General features: G+C 54.0%; 10 protein-coding genes. 9 read left to right on the plus strand and 1 reads right to left on the minus strand.

Annotated elements, in window-relative coordinates:
• The first annotated feature begins 61 nt into the window (after window positions 1-61).
• Complete coding sequence (locus tag CENROD_RS08730; protein WP_202961145.1) at window positions 62-1,669, plus strand: IS66 family transposase; 1,608 nt, start codon at window positions 62-64, stop codon at window positions 1,667-1,669.
• Window positions 1,670-1,695: 26 nt separating this feature from the next.
• On the opposite strand, the gene CENROD_RS08735 is transcribed toward CENROD_RS08730, so the two are convergent.
• Window positions 1,696-1,878 (minus strand): hypothetical protein, encoded by a 183-nt coding sequence (locus CENROD_RS08735; protein WP_022774706.1) that lies wholly within the window; start codon window positions 1,876-1,878, stop codon window positions 1,696-1,698.
• A 614-nt stretch (window positions 1,879-2,492) separates the two neighbouring features.
• On the opposite strand from CENROD_RS08735, the gene ccmA reads away from it, so the two are divergent.
• The 8 genes from ccmA (at window position 2,493) to CENROD_RS08780 (ending at window position 13,462) form a co-directional block, all read left to right on the plus strand.
• Window positions 2,493-3,203, plus strand: coding sequence for a cytochrome c biogenesis heme-transporting ATPase CcmA (ccmA, locus tag CENROD_RS08745; protein ID WP_022774711.1), 711 nt, complete (start codon window positions 2,493-2,495; stop codon window positions 3,201-3,203).
• Between the two features lie 7 nt (window positions 3,204-3,210).
• Window positions 3,211-3,885 carry a heme exporter protein CcmB gene (gene ccmB / locus CENROD_RS08750; protein ID WP_022774715.1) on the plus strand — a complete coding sequence of 225 codons (675 nt, stop codon included), beginning with the start codon at window positions 3,211-3,213 and terminating at the stop codon, window positions 3,883-3,885.
• Window positions 3,886-3,943: 58 nt separating this feature from the next.
• Window positions 3,944-4,669 carry a heme ABC transporter permease CcmC gene (ccmC, locus tag CENROD_RS08755; RefSeq protein WP_041194473.1) on the plus strand — a complete coding sequence of 242 codons (726 nt, stop codon included), beginning with the start codon at window positions 3,944-3,946 and terminating at the stop codon, window positions 4,667-4,669.
• On the plus strand, window positions 4,647-4,841 hold the full coding sequence (gene ccmD / locus CENROD_RS08760) for a heme exporter protein CcmD (RefSeq protein WP_041193449.1): 195 nt from the start codon (window positions 4,647-4,649) through the stop codon (window positions 4,839-4,841). The genes ccmC and ccmD overlap by 23 nt, the downstream gene beginning before the upstream one ends.
• Window positions 4,842-5,108: 267 nt before the next feature.
• Entirely contained in the window at window positions 5,109-6,293 is a 1,185-nt protein-coding gene (nhaA, locus tag CENROD_RS08765; RefSeq protein WP_022774726.1) for a Na+/H+ antiporter NhaA, read from the plus strand.
• A 211-nt stretch (window positions 6,294-6,504) separates the two neighbouring features.
• Window positions 6,505-7,371, plus strand: coding sequence for a bifunctional methylenetetrahydrofolate dehydrogenase/methenyltetrahydrofolate cyclohydrolase FolD (gene folD, locus CENROD_RS08770; RefSeq protein ID WP_022774729.1), 867 nt, complete (start codon window positions 6,505-6,507; stop codon window positions 7,369-7,371).
• Window positions 7,372-7,994: 623 nt separating this feature from the next.
• Window positions 7,995-11,297, plus strand: a complete 3,303-nt coding sequence (locus CENROD_RS08775; protein WP_022774733.1) for an EAL domain-containing protein — start codon at window positions 7,995-7,997, stop codon at window positions 11,295-11,297.
• 716 nt (window positions 11,298-12,013) lie between these two features.
• Entirely contained in the window at window positions 12,014-13,462 is a 1,449-nt protein-coding gene (locus CENROD_RS08780) for a circularly permuted type 2 ATP-grasp protein (RefSeq protein WP_022774739.1), read from the plus strand.
• The last annotated feature ends 1 nt before the right edge of the window (window position 13,463 follow it).

The following is a 13,463-nucleotide window of genomic DNA, read 5'->3' on the forward strand; positions in this document are numbered from 1 at the left end:
AAAACAGCATATAATGCTATCCATGGATCAAGCACAGATACTAGCCAGAGACGAGTATACCGTGTCCCCTGTACCGAGTCTCCCGCAAATTCCTGCAGAAGAAATATGTCTGCATTGCAAAAATAAGTCGGACATTATTGATGCGCAAGCTGAAACCATCCAAGAATTGAAAACAGAGATTCAGCAGTTGCGCGATGAAATCGCTATCCTCAAAGGTGAAAAACCAAAACCAGTATTAAAGCCCAGCAAAATGGACAAAAATACTGATCTGGGTGACAATCCCCCACACAGTAACGGCAGTGGCGTAATCTCCAAAAGACCTGGTTCCGCAAAGCGCAGCAAAACAGCTCAACTAATCATCCACGAAATTCGCATCATTGAGCCAGCAGGCCCGATTCCCCCCGGCGCTCGGCTAAAAACATATCAAGACTTCGTTGTTCAAGGCCTCATCATCAAGGCGCACAACATCTGTTATCGCCTCGCTTGTTATCAAACCAATGACGGGAAATGCCTCAGAGGCCAACTCCCACCAGAATTGCAAGGCCAGCATTTCAATCCTACATTGCGCAGCTATATTCTGTACCAACATCACCACTGCCATGTTACACAGCCACTTCTCTTGGAGCAATTGAGCGAATGGCATATCGATATCTCGTCAGGTCAAATCAATGCCCTGCTGAGTCAACATACTGAAGCATTCCACACAGAAAAAGATGAAATACTAGCCATCGGTCTGCAAAAAAGCCAGTACGTCACAGTCGATGACACCGGCGCACGTCATGCAGGCCAGAACGGCTACGCCCTGCACGTCGGGAACGAGGGGTTCGGCTGGTTCCAAAGCACCGACAGCAAGAGTAGAATCAACTTCCTCCAATGTTTGCACGCCGGTCCGGTCACAACCCTGGTCAACGAACATGCCCTGACCTACATGGAAGAACATGGCTTGAGTAATGACATACGTAGTCAGCTACAAAATCATGCAACTCCTGAGTTCTTAAGCATCGAACTATGGCGCAAACATCTCGAAGCATTGAAAATCGATAGTGAGACGCACGTACGTATCGCTACGGAAGGTGCTTTACTTGGGAGCCTGGTAGAAAAAGGCTTCAACCTGAAATTGGCCATCGTCAGTGATGGAGCCGGTCAATTCGCAGTCCTGTTGCATGCTCTGTGCTGGATACACGCTGAACGTCTTGTTCACAAGCTGATACCGGTCAATGAAGGGCAGAGACAAGCTGTAGCGCAGGTGCGCTCCGATATATGGAGGTTGTATGGCGACTTGAAAGCATACAAGCGCAACCCGAACGCGAATATGGTAGAACAGTTCGAAAAACGTTTTGATAGTGTTTTCAATAGAAAAACCGGCTACCAAACACTAGACAAGCTCCTGAAGCGCTTGTATGGGAAAAAAGAAGAGTTGTTGTTAGTATTACAACGACCAGAAATCCCGCTACATACGAACGGAAGCGAAACTGCCCTTCGGGATTTTGTAAAGAAACGAAAAGTGAGTGGTGGAACCCGTAGCGACCTTGGGCGACAATGTCGAGACACGTTTGCGAGTTTGAAGAAGACTTGTCGGAAACAAGGCATTTCGTTTTGGCGGTATTTGGAAGATCGCATCACACAAACTAATGCCATTCCGCGATTGGCAACGCTCATTCGTGCCTAATATACTATTTGCAATTTCGCCATAACTTATTGAGAAGTTACCAATTTGGAAAGTATTTCGTCCGCCTTGGTTAGTACCTCGCGGGTATGCTTTCTGTCCGCGACGGCTTCTTCGACATGTTTGAGGGACACAAAGGACACTGTCGTCCCCAGCGCTATAAGCAGGATCGCTCCAGCCAGCGATGCGGCAATTTTGTGAATGGCTTTCAAGAAAATTCCCTTCTGCCTTGAGTAGTGCCGTTGTCATCGTTCACTTCGTGCCGCAATGCTCGCTGCGCCATGTTGGCCGTCAGCGGTAGCGCAGGCTGTACCAGCGCAAAACATCTCTCGCGATAGCGCTAGCGTCTTCTCGTGCTTGGCATACACGGGTTGTCCACGTCGCCATGTCCCTTCCATCAGCACGGGGACTGAGAACCTATTCCAGTAGGGGCTGCGCCATCGCATTGCACGCGGCGGCGGTGCTCGGAATCCTCATGTACTGTCAGTACATTCCGGTTCCTGCGCTCCGGTGCCACGCACACTGCTTCGGCTCGCCTGCCTACTGAAATAGGTTCTTACGCAAAATAGTCCCGGCTAGGCATACCTACGCGGACAGTACACAGTGCGATCCCTGCTCTGGCAGGCGATTTCGTGCGTTTTTTCAGCTCTCGGGCCTTGCGCACAATATGCTCAGCACTGTAGCCCTCGCCAGCCATTTGTGCAAATAAATCGCTGATTTCGCATTCGGAAACCACCGTGACTTCCGTCGCCCCTACCACGACAAAACCGCCTGCCTGCCTGTGTCAACGCCACGAAAACCGCGCTGGCGTGGGACGGAGGCATTGATGTGTGCATCCCCTAGCTCCCCCACGGATAGCGCATCTCCCGTCTTGCAGCTCTGCGCCTTGCGCGTGGTGCGAGGGGGGCGGCAGATCGTGGAGGGGCTGAACCTAACTCTGCATCGCGGCGAATGGCTGCATGTGCATGGCTCCAACGGGGCGGGCAAAACGACCCTGCTTCGCACCCTCTGCGCCCTATACCCCGCTGCATCCGGGCAGGTTTGCTGGAATGGGGCGCCAGTACAGGAATGGGGCGGCGACTATGGCCGCTGTCTGCAATACCTGGGGCACGCCCATGCGTTGCACGCTTCGATGACCCCGCAGGAAAACCTTGCCTTCTGCGCTGCGGTGCGCGGCATGGACGCCAAGCCGGATGCCGTGCTCGACGCGCTCGATCGGCTGGGGGTGCGCTCCCTCGCTGCCCGGCAGATGCGTACCCTGTCCCAAGGGCAGCAACGTCGCGTCGCGCTGGCAGCGCTGCTGCTGGAGCCGTCGCCACTATGGGTGCTCGATGAACCCGGTGCCTCGCTCGACGCAGCCGGGCGCACGATCTTGGCAGACCTGGTGCGGGAACACCTTCGCGGTGGCGGCCTGGTGGTCGGCACAGGGCACGAGGACATGGCTTGGGGCACGCCCAGCGTCTGCGTTCGGCTTGCTTGCGCAGAAGTCGGCGGGCGAGGGGAGCTGCGAGAAGCCGCTTCGCGATTTGCACATTGAGGATGCCATGCGTTCCTTGAGGATTGCCGGTCGCATCGTCGGCGCCGTGTTCGTGCGCGAGTTGCGGCTCGGCGCGCTCCACCCGGGGGAGTCGCTGTGGCCACTGGCGTTTTTTCTGATGGTTGCCACGCTGTTTGCGATGGGAACGGTGCCCGCCCTGCCCCGTGCGGCAACACCGGGAGTGGTGTGGGTGGCTGCGCTGCTGGCCACGATGATGTCGCTGCCCCGCCTGTACGCCGACGACGCAGCAGAGGGAACACTAGACCGGCTGCTGCTATCCCCCGCGCCGCCAGAAGGATGGGTGCTGGCCAAGGTGGCGGCACACTGCGTCTGGACGGGTGGGCCACTGGTACTGGCTACGCCGGTGGCGGCACTGTTCTTTGGATGGGAACCGCGTACCACGGCGTTGTGCGCGTTGTCCCTGCTGCTGGGGGTGCCCACGCTCAGCCTCGTCGGCAGCGTGGGTGCTGCGCTGGCGTTGGGTGCGCGCAATGGTGGGGTACTCGTCGCACTGCTGGTGTTGCCGTTGTACGTGCCCGTTCTGGTTTTCGGCGCGGGGTTGGTGGGGGCAGACGCGGCGGCGGTACGTGGGCATCTGTCGTTGCTCGCGGCGCTGCTCGCCTTTTCCGCGTTTTTTGCCCCGGTGGCGAGTGCGGCCGCTTTGCGCATTGCCATGGAGTGACCAGACAATCCCGCACCCCTGCCCGCCCTTTCGTCTTGCCCCCATGGCCCCCCGCCCCATGCCCCCTTTCAGTACCCCCGAAGGCTGCTACCGCCGCGCCGGGCTGGCCGTGCCCTGGCTGGCGGGAGCGGCTGCGCTGCTGGCCGTACTGGGGGGGTGGATCGGGTGGTTCGTCGCGCCCATCGACGCGCAGCAAGGGCAGGGCTATCGAATCATCTTCGTACACGTCCCCGCCGCGCAAATGTCGCTGCTGGTGTACGTGGCAATGGCCGGTGCCGCTGCGGCTGCGCTGGTGTGGAGGCTGCCCTTGGCAGGAATGGCCGCGCGTGCGCTGGCTCCCACCGGGGCTTGGTGTACGGCGCTGGCGCTGTGTACCGGCGCGCTCTGGGGCAAGCCCATGTGGGGCACTTGGTGGGTGTGGGACGCCCGCCTCACTTCCGAGCTGCTGCTGCTGTTCCTCTACCTGGGGTTTCTGGCGCTGCATTCGTCGATCACCGACCTCCACCGGGCTGACCGGGCAGCGGCGGTGCTTGCGGTCGTCGGGGTCATCAACGTGCCGGTCATCCATTTTTCGGTGCAGTGGTGGAACACCCTGCACCAGGGCGCTTCCCTATCGCTACGCGGAAGCACCGTGGCCCCGCCCGTGCTGGCGGGGATGGCCGTGATGGCGCTGGCTTTCGCCGCCTATGTAGCCTGCGTGGCCTTGCTGCGCATGCGCTGCCTGCTGCTGGAGCGGGAGCGCAACGAACCCTGGGTTCGTGATGTCGTGGCACAGCGCTGCTGAGTTCCTGCACATGGGCGGCTATGCCGTCTATGTGTGGGGAAGCGTCGCCGCCACGGCGCTCGTCGCTGTGGTTGAGGTGGCCCTGCTGCGCCGCTGCCGCCGCGAATGGGTGCGGAGGATTGCAGAGGAATGGGAAAGCGCCAAATCGGTAGCGCCTATGGAGAGGGGTTGAACCCACTCATTCAGGCCAAAACTGCCTCGCCACTGTATCCACCTGCCCTGCAAACCCTCATGGACTATCAACGCGCAACACAGACCCTCGGTCACGTTCGCCGGAAGATGCCACATACACTCTTTTGCACCATTGTTGTAGCGGGCCTGACGCTGCCTGACGCTGTGTAGGCCCGTTTTTTTTGCGCCGTTGCTGCTGGCAAGGCGATGGGGTTGAACGATTCCCATCCCTGGAGGCAGGACGGTGTGCTTTCCTCCCCGCACTGCCATGGCCAAGCTTGTTATTCGTCGCCGGTTCCTGCCCGAGCATTTCACGCACGAATCTGCCGGGGGCGTGGTGTTGGCTGTGGCTGCCCTGGCTGCGCTGGTTGCCAGCAATTCCGCGCTGGGGGGCTGGTACCAGGCCTTGGTGCATCTGCACGCGGAGGTTGTCTTCGGCGACCGTGCGCTGGTGCTGTCCAAGTCGCTGCTCCACTGGGTCAATGACCTATGGATGGCGGTGTTTTTCTTTCAGGTCGGGCTGGAGATCAAGCGCGAGTTTCTGGAAGGGGAACTCTCCGGCCCCGGGCAATTGCTGTTGCCGGCCACGGCGGCCTTGGGGGGTATGGCCATGCCTGCGCTCTGGTACACGATGATCAATTGGGGCGACGCCGCCGCACTACGCGGCTGGGCCATCCCTGCGGCGACCGACATCGCCTTTGCGCTGGGCGTCGTCGCCTTGCTGGGTAGCAGGGTGCCGCCTTCGCTCAAAGTTTTCCTCACTGCCGTAGCCATCATCGATGACCTCGGCGCCATCGTTGTGATTGCGCTGTTCTATACCTCGTCTTTGTCTTGGCCCATGTTGGGCGGCGCGTTCGTTGCATGTGGGGTGTTGTGGGGCCTGCATCGGCTGCGCGTCTGCCGGGTGGACGTGTACGCGCTCGTCGGTTTGGTGCTGTGGTTCTTCGTGCTCCAGTCTGGGGTACATGCCACGCTGGCGGGGGTGTTGACTGCGCTGGCCATCCCCATGCGTACCGCCAGTGGGGGCAAGGTGCTGGAACAGGTGGAACATGACTTGCGCCCGTGGGTCGCTTTCGCGATCCTGCCGGTCTTTGCCTTCGTCAACGCGGGCGTGGCATTACAGGGCGTGACGTGGCAAACGCTGCTATCGCCTGTTCCGCTGGGCATCGGGCTGGGGCTGGTACTGGGCAAAACCTTGGGCGTTTTTGGCGCCAGCCTGCTGCTGATCCGCATGGGTTGGGTACCCCAACCAACGGGAACCACCACGCTCCAACTGTTCGGCATCGGCGTGTTGTGCGGGATGGGGTTCACGATGAGTCTGTTCATCGGCGGTCTGGCCTTCGGGGGGCTGGATCCCCTCTACACCCTGGAACTCAAGCTCGGCGTGCTCTGCGGTTCCCTTACAGCCGGGGTGCTGGGCAGTGTGCTGCTGGGGTATCGCCCACGCAAGTGACCGGCTCGGTCACCCCACTACGCCCACGATCCTGCGGCACGCACCGGGATTGCCCTGCATCGCCGGGCTTCCCGGTGTGCTCCATCGGTGTAGTGCATGGCCGGTGCCAAGCTGGTACGCGGCAAGCCCCGCGTTCCCTGGGGAATCTCCCTTGCACGGGTACCATTTATCGTTTTTCGGCCCCGTTGTACACCTTATTGCGCACCCTTCCATGCAAACCGAACCTTCCACCGCCCGCATCATCGACGGCGTAGCGCTCTCCCGCGAGCTGCGCGCGCAACTTGCCACCCGTGCCCAAACCCTGCGTGAACAAGGGCGCCAGCCGGGGCTGGCCGTGATCCTCGTTGGGGACGACCCCGCCAGCGCGGTGTACGTCCGCAACAAGGTCAAAGCCTGCCAGGAATGCGGCCTGCATTCGGTGATGGAGAAGTACGACGCCAGCTTGACGCAAGCCGAACTGCTTGCCCGCATCGAAGCCCTCAACCAAGACCCTGCGATCCACGGCATCCTCGTGCAACTGCCGCTGCCGCGCCATATCGACGCAGCCAGGGTGATCGAAACCATCTCCGTGGCCAAGGATGTTGATGGGTTTCATGTCGCCAGCGCCGGTGCGTTGATGACCGGTATGCCTGGGTTCCGGCCCTGCACCCCTTACGGATGCATGAAGATGCTCGAATCGATTGGTTACGAACTGCGCGGCAAGCACGCGGTGGTGATCGGCCGCAGCAATATCGTCGGCAAACCCATGGCGATGCTGCTACTCCAGCACAACGCCACCGTCACGATCTGTCACAGCGCCACGCGGGACTTGAAAGCCCTGACCCTGCAAGCCGACGTCATCGTCGCCGCAGTCGGCAAACGCAACCTGGTTACGGCTGACATGGTGCGCCCCGGCGCCATCGTCCTTGACGTAGGCATGAATCGCGACGACCAGGGCAAACTCTGCGGTGACGTGGACTATCCCGCAGTGCGCCAAGTGGCTGGCGCTATCACCCCCGTGCCCGGCGGCGTCGGCCCGATGACCATCACGATGCTGATGGCCAATACGGTGGAAGCGGCGGAAAGAGCGGTGAAATGACTTTCCCGATCTTTCGGTATGGATTCAGCATTGACTCAGCATTGATTCGGAATTCATTCTATTTTTTGTGATTTGGGGTTCGAAAACGGTCACAGCACAGATCATCCCAGATTGTTCCCATCAACAATTTTTTATTGCTGTGGTGGATGGTCGCAGGCAAATCGGCCAATAAGAACCAATTTCAGTAGGCAGGCGAGCCGAAGCAGTGTGCGTGGCGCCGGAGCGCAGGAACCGGAATGTACTGACAGTACATGAGGAGTCCGAGCACCGCCGCCGCGTGCAATGCGATGGCGCAGCCCCTAATGGAATAGGTTCTACAGGTCAGTGGGGTGTGAACAGTATGGCCAGAGAATGGGTCGAGCACGCCAGCTATACACAGCACCATGCGTTGGCCGCAGCGAACGTCGGCCTTCCTGCACAAGTGGGATGCTGGAACAGCAGGTATTCACAGGGTACGCCAAATCGTTATCGGAACAGATCCGACGCAGGGTGATCGACGGTACATGCATTCCCCATGTGGAGCAAATATTCTAGATATTGGAACCGCATACATCCTAAGCAATAGGCACTACGTTGGATTGGATCAGCAAATACACATAAAATTCATACCTAGAAGGCATATTATGAGTGAAAAGACAAAGATAAAACTCGGTCTTATGCCGCCCCTGAGTGGCATCGTTTCACTCTATGGAGAGGAAATCTCACGAGCAGGAAAAATCGCCACGGAAGAGATCAATAGAAACGGCGGCGTGCTTGGCAGAGACATCGAACTTGTCATCTTGGATGATGGCTCACTTCCCGAGTCTTCTGTGCATGCGGCTACTAGACTCATTGATGAGTTTGGCTGTATGGCCATCATAGGCAATCTTCTCTCCAACTCTCGCATCGCGGTGGCCAATCTCGTCGCAGAACCGCGAAAAATTCCCTATCTCAACTTCTCCTTTTATGAAGGATCCATCAGTGGGCGATACTTTTTTAGTTTCGCGGCATTGCCTAATCAGCAGATAGAGAAGATGATTCCCTATATGGCCAATCGCTTTGGCTCCAAGATGTTCCTAGCAGGCAACAACTATGAGTGGCCAAGAGGCTCTATTGATGCAGCCAAGAGAGTACTCCTCAAAGAGAATGGTGAGATTATCGGGGAAGAATATTTGTCTATTGGAGCCTCGATGGCAGAGGTGGAAGCGCTGGTAGAGATGGTAGGCAGCTCTGGCGCGGATGTATTTGTCCCCTATTTTGCAGGCTTAGATCAAATCAATCTTCTCAATCACTTCACAAAGATGGGGCTGAAAAGGAAGATGGCGGTTGTGATGGGGCACTATGATGAAATGATGGCCTCTCTTTTGAAGCCCGAAGTGAGGGAAGGATTTTTTTCAAGCAATACCTACTTTATGTCGCTGGAGACTGCAAAAAATAGAGCCTACCTGGAAATACTCCAAAAACAAAAGGATGTCACAGGCATCCATCCCATTGGTAATGGGGTGCTTACAAACTTTGGCGAAGGCACCTATGTCTGTGTCCATGCGTTTGCCAAAGCGTGCAAAATGGCTGGAGAGGTAGACAGGGAAAAGATTGTTGAAGCGTTGGAGAGTGTGAGTGTGGACGCGCCTCAAGGAGTGGTCTGTATGGATAGACAGACACATCACGCTATCGTAAATTCTTATCTTGCACAATGTGGCAGCAATGGCAGATTTGCGATTATTGAAAATTTTGGGCAGATAGTCCCAATGATTCCCCAGCGATACAGTGCGTCACAGATCACTGTACCCTCCTTCCCACGAAAGCGCTCTGAAACACTAGATAGAGGACTAGGTTTTGCCTCCAAATCCATTTTGGATTCGACCGATATTGCTGTGATAGCCACGGATGCAGATGGAATCATTTTGCAGTCCAATAAAGGAGCGCACGAGCTTTTTGGATACAGTGATGTGGAGTTGGCTGGTATATCCATCAATATGCTTGTGCCACCCCATTTTCGCTCTTTTCATAAGGAAGCGATCAAATCATTTGTGGCAAGTGATACGAAAGAACTCAGAATGGGCAAAAGGGGGGAAATTGCCGGCTACAAAAAAGATGGTACTTTCTTCTCCGCAGAAGCATCTATTGCCAAATTTCAAACAGAAAATGAGTGGATACTTGTGGCCACTGTCATGGATATCACTGCTCGAAAAAAAGCAGAAGAGGATCTCACATGGAGGGCTACGCATGATGCACTTACCAGACTTCCCAATAGAGCGCTGATCAAAGAGCGACTGGAGAACGCCCTTGCACGAACCAAAAGAAGTGGTTCCCAAGTAGGATTGCTTTTTATAGATTTAGATAAGTTTAAACTTATCAATGACACCTACGGACATAATGCGGGCGATAAACTGCTCATCGATTTTGCAAAAAAACTCACAGATCATGTGCGCCCCGGAGATACGGTTGCAAGGCTCGGTGGAGATGAATTTGTGGTGATGTGCGAAAACATAGGGAATGAGAGCGCGCTCATCCAACTTGCCGAGCGTATCAATGATGCATTGCGCCAGCCTCTCATTGTGGAAAATAAAGAGATTATCTCCACGGCATCTATTGGTTTGACGTATGGAAGTGGGGCGACACACAGCGCAGATGATCTATTGCGCGAATCTGATACGGCTATGTATGCATCCAAGCAGCATGGAAGAGATACATGGCATATTTTTTCTAGTGAGCTTCATGAGCGCTCCAAGCAGCGTCTGGAAATTGAATCGGGCCTTCGGAGCGCGATAGAAAAAGGGGAGATGGAGGTCGTGTACCAGCCCATCGTTGCTGCGCAAAATGGCGCCATACAAGGGGCCGAAGCACTGTTGCGATGGAAAACAAACGAGAAAAATATATCCCCAGCTATTTTTATCCCATTGGCCGAAGAGAGTGGTTCCATGCTCTCGATTGGGAAATGGGTCTTTGAGCAGGTGTGCAAAACACAGCATTTTTTAACTCAAAAATATGGTAATCATGCCCCATATATCTCTGTCAATATCTCTGTAAAGCAGATTGATAGCAATACCATAGTGGAGGATTTTCGAGAAATTTTGCAAAAAGAGGGGGCGGATGCATCCAAAGTACTCTTGGAGATTACCGAGACCTCCATTATGAGCAATGTGGAGAAAAACATATCCACATTAGAGGGGTTGCGTAAGCTCGGCATGAGTATCGCAGTCGATGATTTTGGGACGGGCTACTCCTCATTTGCACAGCTTTTGCGATTGCCCATTTCGCACATCAAGATAGATAAAGAGTTTGTCGATGGGCTTGATCAACATGAAAATAGCAAGCTCGTCACCTCCACCATCATCAAAATGGCCAAAAATCTTGGGAAAAAGACTGTCGCAGAGGGTGTCGAAAGTGAGCTACAGCTTTTTGAGTTACGAGCCAACGGAGTGGATTATATACAAGGGTACTATTTTTATAAGCCACTGGCATTCGGACAATTTGTGCAAGCGCTTGAAAATCAAAATTTGATCGCATCAGAAAACAGCGATATCTTTACTGCGATGTACGTTAGTGAAGCAGTGGATGCCATGGATAGGCACACCATAGAATCGCTGGTACAACAATCTAGAAAATTCAACAGTACGCACGGAATCACAGGCTATCTGCTTTATGAAAAGGGCTATTTTTTGCAGTTGCTTGAGGGGAGAAAGGAGATTGTAGATTCGCTGTTATTGAAAATCTCTCAAGATGGTAGACATAAAAATATGAAAACGATCCTCAAAGGTTTGACAAAATCGAGGCTCTTTCATGAATGGTCGATGGGTTATTGGATTATCGATGAGCTGCACAAAAAGTTTGATTTTGAAGAACTCAACGTCAAGCGCTTTGGTTTTGCAGAACTTTCACAAGATCCAAGAGTTTGTTATGCGCTTTTTCATTCGCTCTCAAGAGAAAATAACCAACTTCCGTGACACCAGGCTGATTTCTGCACAATGCAGATAATTCCATCGCTGCACTTCCCGAAATGACGGTCACTGAGAACGTCAGTGGGTGCAGTTTGTACCCAAAAGACTGCGCTATGTCATACAGCGCGATGGGGGATGTACTCAACATGGTGCTGTGCATCGTCGCATGGGCCATGGAGCAATGCCTACTGCACCAATACTGCCCTGCTGTGGAGCAGGCAGTCTAGGCAAACTCGGCTGACTAGCAGTCTTCGCACTGCGGTGCAGTGGATTGCCTCCACCGGTTCCGATTACTGCGATACCGTGCGCACCCGCCGTTGGTAAGCAATGCGACTGCGCAGGAAAAGCTCGGTAGAGAGGACCGACGCTCTTATCGTCCCTGTTATCGGTGTTACCGACGCACCAAAACCGTAGCATTTTGGCAGCAACCATTCCATTGGCACGTTTTTTGCGTATCCGTTATTGTGTGTGGATTGGCGATGCAACTGTCCAGAACCCGCCGTCAAGCCTAAGAACCAATTTCAGTAGGCATACCCACGAAGATAGAACATAACAGGACGGCAAGTGGGTATCAAGATGCAGGTGCGGTTTCGCGTACGTCTTCATAATGTATTAGCGACTGATGTATGAGCGACGGCAGTCGCCTGCGTCGTCGTCGCGCCTACCCGGATGCGCTGCCAGCAGCACACTCGGGCGCGTTCCACTGAGAGGAATGTAAGATTATGACAAAACACTCGATTTGGGACCATTATGATGCAGAGAAAACATTTGATGAAATGCTCTCTGCACAACGTCATGCACGTCCTATATGCGAAACGTTGTGTGACTATTTGCAAAATTTGGGCGTTGACGCATTGAAGAATCGTCGCGCCGCTGCGGATGCGGCCATTCTGGAAATGGGCATCACTTTTACTGTATACAGCGATACAGGAAATATAGACCGCGCTTGGCCGTTTGATATTATTCCGCGCCTGATTGAATTTCAGGAATGGAAGCGTATTGAAGCAGGTTTGCAGCAGCGTTTGAAAGCCTTGAATTGTTTTATTAACGACGTATATAACTCGCAATCAATTATCAAAGACGGGTTCGTTCCAGCAGAATTGATTTTGAGTTCGAGTAATTTTCGCCGTGAATGCGTGGGGATTACGCCAAAATTTGAAATATGGGCCAACATCTGTGGCAGTGATTTGGTGCGTGGCGGCGATGGGGTGGTGTATGTATTAGAAGACAATTTGCGCGTTCCTTCTGGCGTTTCATACATGATTGAAAATCGCGTGATTACCAAGCGCGTTTTTCCAGAATTGCTGCACAATTTGAACGTCATGCCTGTAGATGATTATCCATCACAGCTTTTTGAAATGCTGAATTCACTTTCAGAAATCGACCATCCGCAAATTGTGGTTCTGACGCCAGGAATTTATAATTCTGCTTATTTTGAGCACGCTTTTTTGGCGCAGCAAATGGGCGTAGAACTGGTCGAGGGAAGTGATTTGGTAGTGCAAAAAGACGACTGTGTTTACATGAAAACGATAGAAGGACTGGAAAAAGTAGATGTCATTTATCGGAGAATTGATGATTTATTCTTGGATCCTGAAGTATTCCACAAAGATTCTTTGCTTGGCGTTACAGGCTTGATGCGTGCGTGGAAAGCAGGCAATGTGGCGATTGCCAATGCACCCGGTGCAGGCGTTGCGGATGACAAGGTCGTGTATGCGTATGTTCCGCAAATGATCCAGTATTATTTGCATGAACAGCCATTATTGCCAAATGTACCTACTTATTTATGTAGCAATAAGGAACAGCGCGCCTACGTTTTGGCGCATCTGTCAGAATTGGTTGTCAAACCAGCCAATGAATCAGGCGGTTATGGAATGTTGATTGGTACGCAAGCGACAAAAAAAGAGCTTGCACAATTTGGCCAATTGATCAAAGAAAATCCACGCAATTACATCGCGCAGCCAACGCTTGCGTTATCCACTTGTCCTACTCTTTGCCATGACCATTTGGAGCCGCGCCACATCGATTTGCGCCCGTTTATTTTGCAAGGTGAAAACAGCTTTGTGACAGCAGGGGGGCTGACGCGCGTTGCATTGCGCAAGGGTTCACTGGTTGTGAATTCTTCACAAGGCGGCGGAAGTAAAGACACGTGGATTATCAATATGGAGCAGTAAG

Source organism: Candidatus Symbiobacter mobilis CR (assembly GCF_000477435.1).
GTDB classification, from domain to species: Bacteria; Pseudomonadota; Gammaproteobacteria; order Burkholderiales; family Burkholderiaceae_C; genus Rhodoferax; species Rhodoferax mobilis.